Origin of the sequence: Reyranella sp. (genome assembly GCF_052439685.1) — a bacterium.
GTDB lineage: Bacteria > Pseudomonadota > Alphaproteobacteria > Reyranellales > Reyranellaceae > Reyranella.
The window spans coordinates 189,561-205,608 of the sequence record NZ_JBQVQG010000003.1 but is presented as its reverse complement, the minus strand read 5'-3'; the positions used below and the strand labels follow the sequence as shown (position 1 = coordinate 205,608).

Below are 16,048 nucleotides of genomic sequence, written 5' to 3'. Positions count from 1 at the left end.
CGTCGTCTCGACCGGATATTAACTCATGCCTTCACCTTCGGCCGTACGATCTTGATCGTCGAGGTCGAGTGGACGATCAGGCGGCCCTTCTCGTCCTTGAGGTCGCCGTCAAGGAAGCCGACCGAACCGCCCCAGCGCATCACGCGGCCTTCGGCATAGACGATACCCGGCCCCATCGCCTCGAAGAAGCTGATCTTGAGTTCGAGGGTCGGCACGGCGACGCCGAGCTTGCCCTTGACGATGGCGGCATTGGCCATGGCGGTGTCGACCATGCCGGTCAGGAAGCCGCCCTGGCAGATGCGACCTTGCGAATGGCAGAAGGCCGGCACGACTTCGAAGCGGAACCGCGCATAGCCGCGCGTCGAATCGATATCGAGCAGTTCGCCGTTCAGCGTCTTCAACGCCTCGGGCGGGTTGGCACGCAGGATCTCGAGCATCTCCGAATCGTGCATGAGATCCTTGGGAAAGTTCTGGAAGTCTGGATGGGCTGAGCTCATGGGGCGGGGACTATAGCGGACGGGCGGAAGCCCGCACCTTTTCCGGAAGATCGATCAGGCTCCGGGTTTCGGCGGTCGAAAGGACGGCCGGCGGAGCATGGCAGGTGGACGGCTCTCCGCCGGAGCGCTAGACGCGGATTGTTTCGGGAGCAGACCCATTCGCCGCCGTACCAGATGAGCTTCAAGGTTCGCATCACCTCCGCCGACCGCACGATCGACGTGCCGGCCGGCGCCACCATCCTGGATGCCGCGCTCGACGCCGGCATTTCCTATCCATTCGGCTGCCAGTCCGGAAACTGCGGCGCCTGCAAGTCGCAGCTCGTGAAGGGCGAGGTGACGATGGGGGGCTATTCCGAGTTCGCGCTGTCCGACGAGGAGAAGGCGCGCGGCCTGATCCTCGCCTGCCGCGCCGTGCCGCGCGACGCGTGCGAAGTCGCCTGGCTGGAGGAGGACGACCTGATCGTCCATCCGCGCCGCCTCCTCGCCTGCAAGGTCGTGGCGCTCGACGACGCCACGCACGACATCAAGCGGGTGCGGCTGGAAATCGCCTCGGGCGGTCCTTTCGACTTCTCCGCTGGCCAGTTCGCGTCGGTGACCTTCGAGGGTTGTCCACCGCGCGACTATTCGATGGCCAACGTCCCCGGCGATCCGATCCTCGAATTCCATATCCGCCGCACGGCCGGTGGCGCCACCAGCGCCCATGTGTGGGAAAAGCTGAAGGTCGGCGACAGCGTCAGGGTCGAGGGGCCGTTCGGCCCGTCCTACCTGCGCGAGAGCCACCGTGGCCCGATCATCGCGGTCGCGGGCGGGTCGGGCATGGCTCCGATCAAATCCATCGTCGAGCGCGCGCTGCAGAAGCAACTGCCGCAGCACATCTATCTCTACTTCGGCGTCCGCGGTGAACGCGACCTCTACCTGCACGACCATTTCGCCGCGCTGGCCGGGAAGCACGCGAACCTGCACTTCATTCCAGTACTGAGCGAAGGCGGCGGTTCGAGCTTGCGCCAGGGGCTCGTGCACGAGGCCGTGGCGCAGGACTTCGACGAGGTCGATGGCTGCAAGGCCTATCTCGCCGGCCCGCCGGTGATGGTCGAGGCCGCCACCCTGCTGCTGGAACAGCGCGGCATGCGGCGCGTCGATATCCATGCCGATGCCTTCTACACGGCCGCCGAGATGGCGAGCGCGGGAAAGAAAACCGGGGCGGAACAGTGAGCGCTCTCCTGCAAGGACGCGTCGCCATCGTCACCGGCGGCGGCCGCGGCATCGGCCGTGCCATCGCGGAATCGCTTATTGCCGAGGGCGCACAGGTTGTCGTGGCCGACAATGGCACCTCGATCACGGGTGACGGCGGAGATCCCGAAGTGGCGCGCGCCGCCGTCACGGAACTGAACGACAAGGCAGGCGCCAAGAGGGCTCTCGCCTTCACCGAAAGCGTCGCCTCGCCCGGCGTCGGCAAACAGCTCGTCGACCTCGCGGTCAGGACGTTCGGCGGCATCGACATCGTCGTGAACAATGCCGCCATCCTGCGCGACGCCCCCGTCTTCCGCGCCGCTCCGGCCGACTGGGATGCCGTGATCCGGACTAACCTCTCCGCGGCCTTCTATCTCATCAACGCGGCTTCCATCGTCATGCGCGATCAGGGCAAGTCGGGCCGCGGCGGCAAGGAGGGCTACGACTGGGGGCGCATCGTCAACATCGTCTCCTCGGCCGGCCTCTACGGCAACCTGGGCCAGGCCGCCTATGCCAGCGCCAAGGCCGGCCTGTTCGGCCTGACGCGGGTCACGGCTATGGATCTCGCGCCGGCGCAGATCACCGCGAATGCCGTGGCACCGTTTGCCCACGCGCGCGTCACCGACAGCCTTCAGCCAGCGTACGACGCGCAGACGGCCGACAGGGAACGCGCGCTCAAGATCAGCGCACACCACGTCGCCAACCTAGTGACGGCGCTCTGCTCCCCGGCGGGCAAGGCCATCACTGGCCAGCTGCTGGGCGTGCGCGGGCGCGAGGTCTTCCTGTTCGGCCAGCCGCGGCCGGTCGCACACCTCGAAGCCGGTGCGCCGGACGCGCTCGCCCACGACATCGTCGGCCAGTTCGGCGGCCAGTTCGCCGATCTCTCGACCGATCTCGAAGCCTTCAATACCGAGCCCCTCGTCTGAGGAGAGCAGTCCACGGGGAACGGCCATCGCCTCGCCGCTCGCCCCTCGGAAGCGCGTTTCGTCTTCGCGGCGGGACGCTGGCCGCTCGGCATCGTGGGCCCTAGGTTGATCTTCTTCTGAGAGGAGACGCTCCGCATGAGTTCCTACGCCGCGCCATCCCGCACCGTCGGTCGGCTGAAGCGCCCGTTCGGCAATCTCTACTACGAGGTCTCGGGCAGCGGACCCGCGCTGCTGTTCGCGCACGGGCTGGGCGGAAATCACCTGAGCTGGTGGCAGCAGGTGGCGCACTTCGCGCCCAACTATACCTGCGTGGCCTTTGCGCATCGTGGCTTCGCGCCGTCGGATCCGGTCGCGGAGGGAGTCGATCCCGCCGACTATGCCGGTGATATCGCCGCACTGATCGATGACCTCGCCCTTTCCGACGTGCGCCTCGTCGCACAGTCGATGGGCGGCTGGACGATGCTGGAATACGCGCTCGCCCACCCGGACCGCGTAAAGGCGCTGGTGCTGAGCTCGACCTCCGGTACCCTCGACCGGCGGGGCAGCGATCCTTCCGGCGGCGCCGCATACGACGCCTGGTTCGCGGCGGCCGAAGCCACGATCGCGGCCGGCATGGCGCACGGCATCCATCCGGCGATGGGAGAACGCGCCGCGGAGCGCTTTCCCGCGCTGCATCTCCTCTATCGCAGCATCGACGAGATGGCGGGCGCCCTCGACAAGGACAAGCTGCGCGCCGGCCTGCGCCGCACCGCGACGCGTACGTTGGCCGAGTTCGCGACGTTTCGCGTGCCGACGCTGCTGATCGCCGGCGCAGAGGACGTCGTCTTCCCGCCGTTCCTGGCAAGCGCCATCGCGGCAAGCCTGCCCTGCGGCGAAGCCCAGACGATTGCCGATGCCGGGCACTCGCCCTATTTCGAGCAGGCCGCTAAATTCAACGCGCTGGTCGACGCGTTCCTCGCGCGACAGCGCTAGGAGGTTTTCGTGTCCCAGGACAATCCGCGTATCGCCGTTCTCGGCTTCGCCATCGAGTGCAACCGATTCGCGCCGGTGACGACGGCGGAGGATTTCGAACACGACGTCGACATCCGCGGGAACCGCATCGTGAGCGAGGCGCGCTCCGGCAAGTCGATCACCATGCCCGACCTGCCGGGCTTCTTCGACGAGATGGATCGCACCGGCAACTGGACGCCGGTGCCGCTGCGCGTGTCGCTGGCGCAGCCAGGTGGTCCGGTCGAGGAACAGTTCTTCAAGGCCTATCTCGCCGAGATCGAGTCCGGCCTGAAGTCGATCCTGCCGGTCGATGCGATCTTCGTCTCTTGCCACGGTGCCGCGCTGGCACAGGGCACCGACGATCCCGACGGCGACCTGTTCGAAATGCTGCGGCGCGTCGCCGGCCCCGACGTGCCCATCGTCTCGGTGTTCGACCTGCACGCCAACGTCTCGCGCCGCATGACCGACAATCTCAGCGTCTTCGTCGGCTATCTCGAGAACCCGCATGTCGACATCTACGAGCGCGGCGTCGAGGCGGCCAAGCACATGCGCGAACTGCTCTCCGGCACGCGCACCGCCGTCGAGATGGTCAAGATCCCGCTGGTGCCGCCGCAGATCGCGCTGCTGACGGCACGCGGCCCCTATGCCGACCTGATCAACTACGGCCAGACCAAGGTAGGCGGCGACATCCTCAATGTCTCGGTGATGGCGGGCTTCGCCTACAGCGACAGTCCCAAGAACGGCCTCACCGCCGTCGTCACGGCGCGCAACGGCAACGCCAAGGCGGCGGCCGACCTTGCGCTCGACATCGCCCAGCGCGCCTGGGGAACGAGGGAGCGGTTCAAGCGGGAGATGATGACCCTGGCGGATGCGGTGCAGCTCTCCACCGCCATCGGCCGCGACAAGCGCCGCAAGCCGATCATCCTGGCCGACGTCGCCGACAATCCCGGCGGCGGCGGGCGCGGCAACACCACCTATCTGCTGCGGGCGCTCAAGGGCGCGCGGGCGCAGGGCGTCTATTTCGGCGTGTTCAACGATGCCGCGCTTGCCGCCCAGGCGCACGCGCTCGGCGAAGGCGCGATCTTCAACGCCTCGTTCAACACACAGGAGCACCAGGAATTCTCCCTGCCCTTCGACTGCGAAGCCAAGGTGGTGAAGCTGTCTGACGGCCAGTTCGTCGGCCGCCGCGGCGTGCTCAGGAACGTCTCGGCCGACATGGGCCCCTCTGCGCTGCTCGATCTCGGCGGCATCCTCATCGTGGTCATCAGCATCCGCTGCCAGTGCATGGACCCGCGCCAGTTCGAGATGTTTGGCCTGGACATTGCTCAGGCCCGCACCGTGGTCGTGAAGAGTCGCGGCCACTTCCGTGGCGGCTTCGACGAGTTCTTCCAGCCGGAACAGATTTACGAAGTCGATTGTCCGGGCCTGACCTCGCCGGTACTGGCGAACTTCACTTGGACCAAACTGCCGAGGCCCGTCTATCCGCTCGACGAAGAAACGAGTTGGACTCCTCCGGCGTCCAATTAAGGGAGTCCTTCATGTTGCGTCGTGCCCTGTTCGCCGCCGTCGCGCTGCTCGCCGCAGCGCCTGCTTATGCCCAGCCGAGCAAGACGCTCAAGGTCGTCATGCAGTCGGATCTCAAGATCATCGATCCGGTCTGGACGACGGCCTACATCGTCCGCAATCACGGCTATCTCATCTACGACACGCTGTTCGCGCTCGACGCCAAGCTCGAACCGCGACCGCAGATGGTCGAGAGCTGGACGGTGAGCGACGACAAGCTCACCTGGACCTTCAAGCTGCGCGAGGGGCTGAAGTGGCATGACGGCCAGCCGGTGACGACGGCGGACGTCCTGCCGTCGATCAAGCGCTTCACCGACAAGGATACGCTGGGCGGCCTGCTGGGCAAGCAGACCCAGGAGATGAAGGCGCTCGACGACCGCACCTTCCAGATCGTGCTGAAGAAGCCCTACGGCATGATGCTGAAGACGCTGGCCAAGCCCTCCTCGATTCCGCCCTTCATCATGCCCAAGCGGGTCGCCGAGACGCCGGTCACCCAGCAGATCTCCGACACGACGGGCTCGGGGCCGTTCATCTTCAAGAAGGACGAATGGAAGCCCGGCGAGAAGGTCGTCTATCTGCGCAATCCCGACTACAAGCCGCGCGCCGAGCCGCCGTCAGGCCTCGCCGGTGGCAAGGTGGCCAAGGTCGACCGGGTCGAATGGGTCTCGATCCCCGACGCGCAGACGGCGATCAACGCCCTGCAGCAGGGCGAAATCGACATGATCGAGCAGCCGTCGCACGACCTGCTCCCGGTCATCGAGAAGGACAAGAACGTCGAGATCGTCATTCCCGACCAGCTCGGCTCGACCTACATCCTGCGCTTCAACTGGAAGCAGCCGCCGTTCAACGACGTGCGCTACCGGCGCGCCGCGATGATGGCCTTCAACCAGAAGGACTTCCTGCAGGCCGTCATCGGCGATCCGCGCTACTACAAGGTCTGCAAGGCCATGTTCGGCTGCGGCACCCCGCTCGAGAATGCGGCCGGCACCGAAGGCATCCTGGAATCGCGCTTCGACGAATCGAAGAAGATCCTGAAGGAGGCCGGCTATGACGGCACGCCCATCGTGCTGCTGCAGTCGACCGACCTCGCCGTCCTGACCAACCTCGCGCCGGTCGCCAAGACGCTGCTCGAGCGCGGCGGCTTCAAGGTCGACATGCAGTCGATGGACTGGCAGACGCTGGTTGCCCGGCGGGCCAAGAAGGTGCCGGTGGCCGAGGGCGGATGGAACATCGCGATGACGGCGGCCGCTGCCGTTCTGCTGATAGATCCGGTCAACAACCACTATGCCGAGGCGAGCGGCGACCGCGCCCAGTTCGGCTGGCCACTCGACGAGGAGATCGAGCGGCTTCGCCTGGCCTTCGTCGGCGAAGGCGACCCGAAGAAACAGTTCGAGATCGCCGAGCAGGTCCAGAAGCGCATCCTGGACGGCGGCGTCACCGTCCCGCTCGGCCAGTTCCTGCAGCCCATGGCCCGGCGCAAGGGCGTGACGGGCAACATCGAATCGCCCGTCACGGTGTTCTGGAACGTCGAAAAGAAGTAGGCGGTTGTCGTCTTGAGCGAAGCGAAAGACCTACGCCCGCGATGACAAAGTTGGCTGCCGTCGTTTCGCCTACCGTTCCTCCTACCGGTCGGGCAGCGGGATGAACTCGGGGTCCCCTGCCACCATGGCGAAGCGCTTCTCGCGCCAGTCTTCCTTGGCCTTCTCGATCCGCTCCTTGCTCGAGGAGACGAAGTTCCACCAGATGTGACGCGGGCCGTCGATGGCGGCGCCGCCCAGCAGCATCGCCTTGGCGCCCTCCGGCCCGGCCAGCATCTCGACGGTCTGGCCGGGCGCCAGCACCGCGAGGTCGCCGACGCCGAACTGACTTTCGCCCACCACGATCATGCCTTCGGCGACATAGATCGCGCGCTCCTCGTGATCGGGCGTGACTGCCAGCGAGGCGCCGGCCGCCATCTCGACGCCGACATAGAAGATCGGCGAGAAATGGGTCGTCGGTGCGGTACGGCCAGCATAGGTGCCGACGATGAGCCGCAGCGAGGCGCCGCCCTCGGTCCAGGCCGGCAGCCGGGCCGCCTCGACATGCTCGAAGGCCGGTGCCGTCTCCTCATGCGTCTTGGGCAGCGCCACCCAGGTCTGGACGCCGTGCATACGGAAGCCGGTAGCCCGCATTTCGGGCTCGGTGCGCTCGCTGTGCACGATACCGCTGCCGGCGGTCATCCAATTCACGTCGCCCGGCCGGATCGCCTGCGAATAACCCAGGCTGTCGCGATGGTAGATGCCGCCGTCGAACAGGTAGGTGACGGTGGCCAGGCCGATATGTGGATGCGGCCGGACTTCCATGCCGCCGCCCGGCGGCACGTCCATCGGCCCGAAATGGTCGAGGAAGATGAAGGGCCCGACGGTGCGCCGCTTCACGCTCGGCAGGACACGGCGGACCGCGAAACCACCTCCCAGATCATGCGCCCGTCCCTGGATCAGAAGCTCGATCGGATCGGTCATTTCGTTCTCCTCCTACGCGTATGCTGGCCACCTCTTCTGGTGGCGCGGTGATCCGGATGCTCAGTCATGCCGGTTATGCGGAAGGATCGTGCCGGTCAATCCCTGCGGGGCCGACGTAAAGAACTCTGGCACCGCCGCAGGATTCCTTGCGTGGTCCAGGCTTATTCGCAACGCAGCAAAAACCGGCCCCCTTCCCCTGTGACCTTTGCAGACCTTGAGGAAGCCGAGTCTAAAATCCTAACATTTCCAAGGTGTTAGGCAGTTTTCACGGGTGTTGCATTTTTGCAACTTTTTATGGACTTGTGGATGCTCCGTGGCCAAAGTGCCGTTCAAGCGGGGCACGCAGGAGCATCGACTGGGGGAGTCGGTGGATCGTTCAGTAGCCCCAACCGTCAATTAGTAGCGTTCAATGGAACGGGAGCGGCCTCACGATGACGTCCAACATGACGCGTCTCCAACGCGCCTATAGCTGGCGAAACATCCGCAGCCTCACGGCAGCGACCCTTGCAGTCTCCTCTCTCTTTTGCGCCGCGGGCGCCATGGCCCAGGTAAAGGCCCCCTCCAAGAGCCACCTCAAGAAGCCTGTGGCCCGTTCGGCCCCGGCGCCCGTCCCCAGCGAAGACGTCCAGGCCTTCTCCATCGCGACCGAAAGCTCGGTCGCGCAGCAGCTCATCCTCCTGCAGGTCGATCCCAACGATGCGCAGGCTGCCGCCGACGCCGTCGGCAAGGCCTTGAGCCAGCCCGAGGTCAAGGCCGCCAGCTCCGGCCGCGCCGTGCTTGCCCCGCAGGGCGGCGGCCAGCCCAAGCGCCTTGTCTCGCTCCAGCTCTATTCAAACAAATCACTGGCCGTCGACCTCTCGCGGGGCGCCGACGGCACGTTTGGCTTCAAGCTCGCTCCCGGCGCCACCGAAGATGATGATGAGCGCGTCTCGAGCTTGCCGGGCTCGGCCCCGGCGACCGTCGGACCGAGCGCGCGCTCGGTCGTGGCCGATTCGGTCAAGACGGTGAAGACCAGCAGCGCCACCCTGGCCACCGCCCTGGCTCCGACCGGCGCCAATCCGGCCGCGCTCAAGGAACTGACCCAGGCGCTTGCCGGCTTCGCACCGGCTGCCGCTCGCATCGACGTCGTCCAGGGCCGGACGGTCGACGGTACGCCGCGCGTTCTCGTGGCCAGCCTGGGCGACGGCGCGGCGAGACAGTCTTTCTGGTGGTTCGCTCCCCAGAACCAGCCGGAAGGCTGGTTCGACGACCAGGGCCGACGGCTCGGCGGCACCGCCCTCACCAATCCGCGGCCGGAAGCGCGGCAGTCCTCGCCGTTCGGCACGCGGCGCTACTACGGCCGCAAGAGCGGCAGCGGCTTCCACAATGGCATCGATTTCGAGGGCAAGACCGGCGACCCCATCTACGCGGCCGCCGACGGCGTCATCAATCACCAGGGCTGGTACTTCAACTACGGACGCACGGTGAAGTTGAGCCACGCCGACAGTTTCGAGACACTCTATGCCCATATGTCGCGCTTCGCGGAGGGCATGGGCCCCGGTACGCGCGTCCGCAAGGGCGACCTGATCGGCTATGTCGGCTCGACCGGCCGCTCCACCGGCGCACACCTGCACTTCTCGGTGATCGTGAACGGCCAGTTCGTCGACCCGCAGCCCTACATCTCGGACAAGGGCGGCAACGGCAACCTGGCGGGCGAGCAGCTCGTCTCCTATCGGCAGTGGCAGCAGGAGATCAAGCGCGCCTCCGAGCGCAGCCGCGGCAGCAGCGACAGCCGTTTCCAGGGCCTGCAGGGCGCGGATCCGTGGTCGTCCAACCCGTTCTCGTCGCGCACCGCCGACCGCCTCTGACCTCCGGCGATAGCAGGCGCACTGCCGTTGCGCCGATCCGGCGGTTCGCCTACGAATTGCGTCATCGATCCTGAACGATCGCGACAGGCGACCGACGGGAACGTCCGAGGCAACCACGAGGGATGACAAAAATGTTCAAGAAAATGATGGCCGGCGTCGTCGCCACCGGTCTGGTCGGTGTCGCCGGCACGGCGCATGCCGGCAAGGATCTCGATGCGGTTAAGGCGCGCGGTCAGCTGGTCTGCGGCATCAACACGGGCGTCGCGGGCTTCGCGCAGCAGGACGACAAGGGCAAGTGGATGGGCCTCGACGTCGATGTCTGCCGCGCGGTCTCGGCCGCGATCTTCGGCGACTCCGAAAAGGTCAAGTACGTCCCGACCACGGCCCAGCAGCGCTTCACGGCCCTGCAGTCGGGCGAGGTCGACGTGCTCTCGCGCAACACGACCTACACGCTGACCCGCGATACCGCGCTCGGCCTCGAGTTCACCGGCATCAATTACTATGACGGCCAGGGCTTCATGGTGCCGAAGAAGCTCGGCGTGAAGAGCGCCAAGGAGCTGAACGGCGCCACCGTCTGCGTCCAGCCGGGCACGACCACCGAACTCAACCTCGCCGACTATTTCCGCGCCAACAAGATGACCTTCAAGCCGGTCGTCATCGAAAAGGTCGAGGAAATCCGCGCCGCCTTCTACGCCGGCCGCTGCGACGTCTACACGACCGACGCCTCTGGCCTCTACTCGACCCGCGCCGCCAACACCCCGGCGCCGGCCAAGCCGGACGACTTCATCATCCTGCCGGAGATCATCTCCAAGGAGCCGCTGGGACCGGCGGTGCGCCAGGGCGACAACCAGTTCGCGGACATCGTGCGCTGGGCCTTCTACGCGATGGTCGAGGCCGAGGAGGCCGGCATCACCTCGAAGAACGTCGATGAGATGCTGAAGAGCGACAACCCGTCGATCAAGCGCATCCTCGGCGTCACGCCGGGCATGGGCAAGGCGCTCGGGGTCGACGAGAAGTGGGTCTACAACATCGTGAAGCAGGTCGGTAACTACGGCGAGAGCTTCGACCGCAACGTCGGCATGGGCTCGCCCCTCAAGATCGCCCGCGGCCAGAACGCGCTCTGGACCCAGGGCGGCCTTCAATACTCCCCGCCGATCCGCTGATGCGGAGACGGCGAGGCCGGAGATGGTGGGAATTGCCCCGTTGCGCGGGGGCAATTCCCACATACACTGAGGGCAATACCGGGCATATAACGCCCGAGCGGAAAAACCGCACCAGGCAGGGGGAATAGCGTATGGCGGTCGAGGCTCTCGGCTCTACGCCACGTGTGAAAGTCGCACCGTGGAACGATCCGATCATTCGAGGCTGGGTCTTCCAGATCGTCGTCGTCAGTCTCGTCGGTTTCCTGGCCTGGTACCTGGTCAGCAACACGATCGACAATCTGCAACGCCAGAAGATCGCCAGCGGCTTCCACTATCTCGAACGCGAAGCCGGCTTCGAAATCGGCGACACGATGATCGAGTATTCGCCGGCCAGCACCTACGCCCGCGCCATCTGGGTCGGCATCCTGAACACGCTGCGCGTCGCCGTCCTCGGCATCCTGCTCAGCACCCTTCTCGGCACAATGGTCGGCGTGGGACGGCTGTCACCCAACTGGCTGCTCAGCCGGATCTGCGCCTGGTATGTCGAGGCTTTCCGCAACGTGCCGCTGCTGCTGTGGCTCTTCCTCTTCTACAAGCTGATCAGCGAAGCCTTTCCCGGTCCGCGGCAGGCGATCTCGCTGTGGAACAGCGTGTTCCTGAGCAACCGCGGCGTCTACTTCCCGGTGCCCATGGCTGACCCGATCCACACATGGATGGGCGTTGCCTTCCTGGTCGGCATCGCCGGCGCCTGGTTCGCCAACCGCTGGGGCAAGAAGCGCCAGGAGGCGACGGGCCAGCCGTTCCCCGGTATTTCCGTGGGCCTCGCCATCATCATCGGCCTCCCGGCCCTCGTCTGGCTGGCCGGCGGCGCGCCGCACAATATGAGCTGGCCCGAACTCAAGGGCTTCAACTTCGCCGGCGGCACCGTCATCCAGCCCGAGTTCACCGCCCTCCTGATCGGCCTCGTGCTCTACACCTCGGCGTTCGTGGCCGAGATCGTGCGATCCGGCATCCTGGCCCTGCACAAGGGCCAGAGCGAGGCGGCGGCGGCACTCGGCCTGTCGCGCGCCCAATCAATGCGCCTCGTGCTGCTGCCGCAGGCGCTGCGGGTCATCGTCCCGCCGATGACCAGCCAGTATCTCAACATCACCAAGAACAGCTCGCTCGCGATCGCAATCGGCTACCCCGACCTCGTCGCCTCGATCAACGTGACCATCAACCAGACCGGCCAGGCGATCGAGAACATCCTGATCATCATGGCGGCCTATCTGTCGGTCAGCCTGTCGATCTCGGCGTTCATGAACTGGTACAACAAACGCATCGCCCTGAGGGAGCGCTGAGCATGACCGACGCCATGCCTGTCGGCGACCGCAAGCCGCTCGCCCCTCCCGTCGACGAGACCGGCGCCCTCGGCTGGGCCCGCAAGAACCTGTTCTCCAGCTGGGGCAACGGCATCACGACGATCGTGCTGATCGCGTTCGTCGTCTGGGTGCTCTCCTGGTTCCTCGAATGGGCGCTGTTCACCGCCAACTTCACGGCCTCGACCGGCGCGGAGTGCCGCGGCGGCGGCGCCTGCTGGGCGCTGATCCGCGAGAAGTTCCGCTACATCTTCTTCGGCTCCTTCCCCTACGAACAGCACTGGCGGCCGCTGTTCGCCGTCATCACCATGCTGGCCATGCTGGTGCTGAGCGCCGACCGCCGGATGTGGAACTGGCGCCTGCTCGTCATCTGGGGTCTCGGCTCGTTCATCACCTTCCTGCTGATGTTCGGCCAGATCCACATTCCGCTCAGCCTCATCCTGTTCGTCGCCCTGGTCGGCGGCGGCATCGGCCTCAGCCTCCGCAGCGTACTGGCGACGCCGTCGGAGCGGATGGCCTACTACGCCCTGGTGGCGATCGGGGCGGTGGGCCTCGTCCTGCGCATCGTGGGCGTGTTACCCGCCTGGAGCATCGCCATCGCGCCGCTCAGCTACGTCGAGACGAGCCTGTGGGGCGGCCTGCCGGTGACCTTGATCCTGGCGACCTATGGGCTGGTCTTCGCCTTTCCCTATGGCGTCCTGCTGGCGCTGGGGCGGCGGTCCAACCTGCCGCTCATCAAGGGCCTGTGCGTCGGCTTCATCGAGCTGATCCGCGGCGTGCCGCTGATCAGCCTGCTGATCATGGCCTCGGTCATGCTGCCGCTGTTCCTGCCCTCGGGCACGACGATCGACAAGTTCCTGCGGGCCCAGGTCGCCGTCATCCTGTTCGCCGGCGCCTACATCGCCGAGGTGATCCGCGGCGGCCTTCAGTCGCTGCCCAAGGGCCAGTTCGAGGCCGCCGACGCGATGGGCCTCAACTATCCGCAGAAGACGCTGCTGATCATCCTGCCGCAGGCCCTGCGCGTCGTGATCCCGCCGCTGATCAACACCTTCATCGGCTTCTTCAAGGACACGTCGCTGGTGCTGATCATCGGTATCTTCGACTTCCTCAACACCGCCAACCAGGCGCTGGTCGATCCCAACTGGGCGGGCTTCCCGGGCGAGGTCTACCTGTTCGCCGCCTTTATCTACTTCATCTTCTGTTTCTCGATGTCGCGGTACAGCAAGTATCTCGAGTTCGAGCTCAACAAAGGCACGCACCGCTAGGTGCCGTCAGGGGAGCAAGTCATGGCCGCATCCGCTCGCGACCTTTCGAAGGTCGAATCGGTGATCCAGCTCAAAGGCGTCAACAAGTGGTACGGACAGTTCCACGTGCTGTCCGACATCAATCTCGACGTCAAGGAAGGCGAGAAGATCGTCATCTGCGGACCGTCGGGATCGGGCAAGTCGACGCTGATCCGCTGCATCAACCGCCTGGAAGAGCATCAACGCGGCGACATCGTGGTGCACGGCGTCACGCTGTCCAACGACGTCAAGAATATCGAGGCGATCCGCCGCGAAGTCGGCATGGTCTTCCAGTCGTTCAACCTGTTCCCGCACCTCACCATCCTCGACAATCTCACCCTGGCGCCGATCTGGGTGAAGAAGACGCCGAAGAAGGAAGCCGAGGAGATCGCCATGAGCCTGCTGACCCGGGTGCGAATTCCCGAGCAGGCGCTGAAATATCCCGGCCAGCTCTCCGGCGGCCAGCAGCAGCGCGTGGCGATCGCCCGGGCGCTGTGCATGCGGCCCAAGATCATGCTGTTCGACGAACCGACATCGGCCCTCGACCCCGAGATGGTGAAGGAAGTACTCGACGTCATGATCGAGCTGGCGCGCGAAGGCATGACCATGCTCTGCGTGACCCACGAAATGGGATTCGCCCGGGCCGTCGCCGACCGCGTCATCTTCATGGATCGCGGCGAGATCGTCGAACAGAACGAGCCGGAGGAGTTCTTCGCCAATCCCCGGAACGAGCGCACCAAGCTGTTCCTCGGCCAGATCCTGCATAACCACTAGCCGCAGGCGCCTGGCCGCCGCCTCGACCATTGTGCTCGATCAAGGGATTGCAGCCGCAACCGCATGCGCTCTGCCGAGTTGAGTACGGCACAAAGGAGAGCGCCATGCGAGCAACAGGCATCATCGCGGCGGCCCTGATGGCCGCGACCGTGGCGGGCTGCGCCTCGGAATCCTATTACGGACCCAGCAGCAGCTACCCGTATCGTTCACAGGCCTATGCGCCAGCCTACACGCCGTCGCCGGGCTATTATTCGGCCCCGGCCTATCGGACGACGACCACTCAGTACAGTTACGCCCAACCCGCCTATTCGCCGCGGCGCGGTGGCTACGACGGTTACTGGGACTACCAGCGCAACTACCGCGGCATCCATTCCGCGCCGGAACTCTAGGCGAGAGCCTTGCGGATCACGTCGCAAACCTGGTCGACGGACTCGAGCGGCATGTGCGGCCCCATCGGCAGACTGAGGACTGTCTCGGCAAGCTTCTCGGCGAGGGGATAAGTCCCCTTCCCCTGGCCCAGTTCCGCGTAGGCCTCCTGAAGGTGCGGCGGGATCGGATAATGGATCAGCGATCCGATTCCGGCCTGCTCAAGTGCTTTCACGATGTCGGCGCGACGGTTGGTCCGCACGACGTACAGATGCCATACCGGGTCGGCCCATTGCGGCACGTTCGGCACGGCGAGACTCGTGATGTCGGACAGCCGGTCGTCGTAGCGCGCCGCGACTTTCCGTCGGCGATCGTTCCATTCGTCGAGCTTGGCGAGCTTCACGCGCAGGAAGGCCGCCTGAAGCTCGTCGAGGCGTGAGTTCAAGCCCTTCTCCAGGTTCACGTACTTCACCCGGCTGCCGTAGTTGCGCAGTGTCCGCAGGCGCTCGGCGAGCTTTGGGTCGTCCGTGGTGACCGCCCCGCCATCGCCGAAGGCGCCGATGTTCTTGCTCGGGAAGAAACTGTGGGCGCCAGCGTCACCGAGCGATCCGGTGCGGCGGCCCCGCACCTTCGCGCCCTGCGCCTGGGCCACGTCCTCCACGACCTTCAAGCCGTGCTTGGCGGCAAGCGCCATGAGGGCGTCCATGTCGGCCGGCTGGCCGTAAAGATGGACGGGCATGATCGCGCGTGTACGCGGCGTGATGGCCGATGCGATGCGATCGGGATCGATGTTGGGGCCGCCCGGAGTCGGCTCCACGGGAACCACCTTGGCGCCGACCGCCGTCACAGCGAGCCAGGTCGCGATATAGGTATTGGACGGCACGATCACCTCGTCGCCGGCGCCAATGTCCCAGCCGCGCAGCGCCAGTTCGAGCGCCTCGAGACCGTTGCCCAACCCGACGCAATGCTTCGTCCCGCAGAAGGCGGCGTACTCGGCCTCGAAGGCTTCGACCTCCTTACCCAGAACGAACCAGCCGGACTCCATCACGCGCGCGTAGGCGGCATCGAGCTCCGGCTTGAGCTCGGTGTAGACGGACTTCATGTCGAGGAAGGGGATCATGCGCGGCTCGCCGCCTCGGCTTCGCGCTTGAACGCCGCGTAGTCCCGAAGATACTCGCTCTCGTCGTACAGGGTCGAGGCGATGACCAGGATGACGGTCTGCGGCGCGAAGTTGTCGAGCTCGTGCCAGACCATCGGCCCGATATGAAGCGCCCGCCCCGGATCGTTGAGGACGACCGTCTCCTTCACCTTGCCGTCGTCGAGATGCAGCTGGCACGAGCCGTTCATCACCAGCGTCACGAGGTGCGACTCGCGATGCCCGTGTCGGCCGCGCCATTGGTCGGAGGCGATGTCGTGGAGCCAGAACAGGCGCCGGACCGTGAAGCCCAGCTGCTGGTCGAACTCGAGGAAGTTGATCTTGCCGCGGACGTCGCCGCGTCCGGGGACGGAGAGCCAGCGGCAGTTGGAGACGTTGAGCTGGGGAAGAGACATGTCGGGCATGGCAGAGCCTG

At 65.8% G+C, this 16,048-nt stretch carries 15 protein-coding genes; 11 read left to right on the top strand and 4 right to left on the bottom strand.

Annotation, left to right across the window (positions count from 1 at the left end; translation table 11 throughout):
* Window positions 1-23: 23 nt before the first annotated feature.
* The gene (locus tag ACT6UX_RS06555; RefSeq protein ID WP_444774343.1) at window positions 24-497 is read right to left on the bottom strand and encodes a PaaI family thioesterase; all 474 of its coding nucleotides are present in this window, start codon (window positions 495-497) and stop codon (window positions 24-26) included.
* 174 nt (window positions 498-671) lie between these two features.
* Here ACT6UX_RS06555 and ACT6UX_RS06550 point away from each other — a divergent pair, with 174 nt between their 5' ends.
* The 5 genes from ACT6UX_RS06550 to ACT6UX_RS06530 all read left to right on the top strand — a co-directional run bounded on the left by ACT6UX_RS06550 (window position 672) and on the right by ACT6UX_RS06530 (window position 6,747).
* Window positions 672-1,709, top strand: a complete 1,038-nt coding sequence (locus ACT6UX_RS06550; protein WP_444774342.1) for a 2Fe-2S iron-sulfur cluster-binding protein — start codon at window positions 672-674, stop codon at window positions 1,707-1,709.
* Entirely contained in the window at window positions 1,706-2,653 is a 948-nt protein-coding gene (locus ACT6UX_RS06545; protein ID WP_444774341.1) for an SDR family NAD(P)-dependent oxidoreductase, read from the top strand. The genes ACT6UX_RS06550 and ACT6UX_RS06545 overlap by 4 nt, the downstream gene beginning before the upstream one ends.
* Before the next feature lie 135 nt (window positions 2,654-2,788).
* The gene (locus ACT6UX_RS06540) at window positions 2,789-3,625 is read left to right on the top strand and encodes an alpha/beta fold hydrolase (protein ID WP_444774340.1); all 837 of its coding nucleotides are present in this window, start codon (window positions 2,789-2,791) and stop codon (window positions 3,623-3,625) included.
* Between the two features lie 9 nt (window positions 3,626-3,634).
* On the top strand, window positions 3,635-5,170 hold the full coding sequence (locus ACT6UX_RS06535) for a M81 family metallopeptidase (RefSeq protein WP_444774339.1): 1,536 nt from the start codon (window positions 3,635-3,637) through the stop codon (window positions 5,168-5,170).
* An 11-nt stretch (window positions 5,171-5,181) separates the two neighbouring features.
* A complete protein-coding gene (locus ACT6UX_RS06530; RefSeq protein ID WP_444774338.1) occupies window positions 5,182-6,747 on the top strand; it encodes an ABC transporter substrate-binding protein in 1,566 nt (521 codons plus the stop codon).
* A gap of 81 nt (window positions 6,748-6,828) precedes the next feature.
* On the opposite strand, the gene ACT6UX_RS06525 is transcribed toward ACT6UX_RS06530, so the two are convergent.
* Window positions 6,829-7,707 (bottom strand): pirin family protein, encoded by an 879-nt coding sequence (locus tag ACT6UX_RS06525; RefSeq protein ID WP_444774337.1) that lies wholly within the window; start codon window positions 7,705-7,707, stop codon window positions 6,829-6,831.
* A 443-nt stretch (window positions 7,708-8,150) separates the two neighbouring features.
* Here ACT6UX_RS06525 and ACT6UX_RS06520 point away from each other — a divergent pair, with 443 nt between their 5' ends.
* The 6 genes from ACT6UX_RS06520 to ACT6UX_RS06495 all read left to right on the top strand — a co-directional run bounded on the left by ACT6UX_RS06520 (window position 8,151) and on the right by ACT6UX_RS06495 (window position 14,500).
* Complete coding sequence (locus ACT6UX_RS06520) at window positions 8,151-9,554, top strand: M23 family metallopeptidase (protein ID WP_444774336.1); 1,404 nt, start codon at window positions 8,151-8,153, stop codon at window positions 9,552-9,554.
* A gap of 131 nt (window positions 9,555-9,685) precedes the next feature.
* Window positions 9,686-10,717 (top strand): amino acid ABC transporter substrate-binding protein, encoded by a 1,032-nt coding sequence (locus tag ACT6UX_RS06515; protein ID WP_444774335.1) that lies wholly within the window; start codon window positions 9,686-9,688, stop codon window positions 10,715-10,717.
* Window positions 10,718-10,848: 131 nt separating this feature from the next.
* Complete coding sequence (locus ACT6UX_RS06510; protein ID WP_444774334.1) at window positions 10,849-12,036, top strand: amino acid ABC transporter permease; 1,188 nt, start codon at window positions 10,849-10,851, stop codon at window positions 12,034-12,036.
* Between the two features lie 2 nt (window positions 12,037-12,038).
* Window positions 12,039-13,319, top strand: a complete 1,281-nt coding sequence (locus ACT6UX_RS06505) for an amino acid ABC transporter permease (RefSeq protein ID WP_444774333.1) — start codon at window positions 12,039-12,041, stop codon at window positions 13,317-13,319.
* A gap of 21 nt (window positions 13,320-13,340) precedes the next feature.
* Window positions 13,341-14,111: an amino acid ABC transporter ATP-binding protein gene (locus ACT6UX_RS06500; protein ID WP_444774332.1), complete on the top strand. Its 771-nt coding sequence runs from the start codon at window positions 13,341-13,343 to the stop codon at window positions 14,109-14,111.
* 104 nt (window positions 14,112-14,215) lie between these two features.
* Window positions 14,216-14,500 (top strand): hypothetical protein, encoded by a 285-nt coding sequence (locus ACT6UX_RS06495; RefSeq protein ID WP_444774331.1) that lies wholly within the window; start codon window positions 14,216-14,218, stop codon window positions 14,498-14,500.
* Here the strand turns inward: ACT6UX_RS06495 and ACT6UX_RS06490 are convergent.
* Complete coding sequence (locus tag ACT6UX_RS06490) at window positions 14,497-15,597, bottom strand: DegT/DnrJ/EryC1/StrS family aminotransferase (RefSeq protein WP_444774330.1); 1,101 nt, start codon at window positions 15,595-15,597, stop codon at window positions 14,497-14,499. The two genes, ACT6UX_RS06495 and ACT6UX_RS06490, sit on opposite strands and share 4 nt — an antisense overlap.
* Window positions 15,594-16,037: a sugar 3,4-ketoisomerase gene (locus tag ACT6UX_RS06485; RefSeq protein WP_444774329.1), complete on the bottom strand. Its 444-nt coding sequence runs from the start codon at window positions 16,035-16,037 to the stop codon at window positions 15,594-15,596. The genes ACT6UX_RS06490 and ACT6UX_RS06485 overlap by 4 nt, the downstream gene beginning before the upstream one ends.
* Between the last annotated feature and the right edge of the window lie 11 nt (window positions 16,038-16,048).

Excerpts from the sequence above, each read along its gene's own strand:
- ACT6UX_RS06510 (WP_444774334.1), top strand. The coding sequence starts at position 10,849 with ATGGCGGTCGAGGCTCTCGGCTCTACGCCACGTGTGAAAGTCGCACCG.
- ACT6UX_RS06505 (WP_444774333.1), top strand. The coding sequence starts at position 12,039 with ATGACCGACGCCATGCCTGTCGGCGACCGCAAGCCGCTCGCCCCTCCC.
- ACT6UX_RS06540 (WP_444774340.1), top strand. The coding sequence starts at position 2,789 with ATGAGTTCCTACGCCGCGCCATCCCGCACCGTCGGTCGGCTGAAGCGC.
- ACT6UX_RS06555 (WP_444774343.1), bottom strand. The coding sequence starts at position 497 with ATGAGCTCAGCCCATCCAGACTTCCAGAACTTTCCCAAGGATCTCATG.
- ACT6UX_RS06520 (WP_444774336.1), top strand. The coding sequence starts at position 8,151 with ATGACGCGTCTCCAACGCGCCTATAGCTGGCGAAACATCCGCAGCCTC.
- ACT6UX_RS06525 (WP_444774337.1), bottom strand. The coding sequence starts at position 7,707 with ATGACCGATCCGATCGAGCTTCTGATCCAGGGACGGGCGCATGATCTG.
- ACT6UX_RS06490 (WP_444774330.1), bottom strand. The coding sequence starts at position 15,597 with ATGATCCCCTTCCTCGACATGAAGTCCGTCTACACCGAGCTCAAGCCG.
- ACT6UX_RS06495 (WP_444774331.1), top strand. The coding sequence starts at position 14,216 with ATGCGAGCAACAGGCATCATCGCGGCGGCCCTGATGGCCGCGACCGTG.
- ACT6UX_RS06530 (WP_444774338.1), top strand. The coding sequence starts at position 5,182 with ATGTTGCGTCGTGCCCTGTTCGCCGCCGTCGCGCTGCTCGCCGCAGCG.
- ACT6UX_RS06500 (WP_444774332.1), top strand. The coding sequence starts at position 13,341 with ATGGCCGCATCCGCTCGCGACCTTTCGAAGGTCGAATCGGTGATCCAG.
- ACT6UX_RS06515 (WP_444774335.1), top strand. The coding sequence starts at position 9,686 with ATGTTCAAGAAAATGATGGCCGGCGTCGTCGCCACCGGTCTGGTCGGT.
- ACT6UX_RS06485 (WP_444774329.1), bottom strand. The coding sequence starts at position 16,037 with ATGCCCGACATGTCTCTTCCCCAGCTCAACGTCTCCAACTGCCGCTGG.
- ACT6UX_RS06550 (WP_444774342.1), top strand. The coding sequence starts at position 672 with ATGAGCTTCAAGGTTCGCATCACCTCCGCCGACCGCACGATCGACGTG.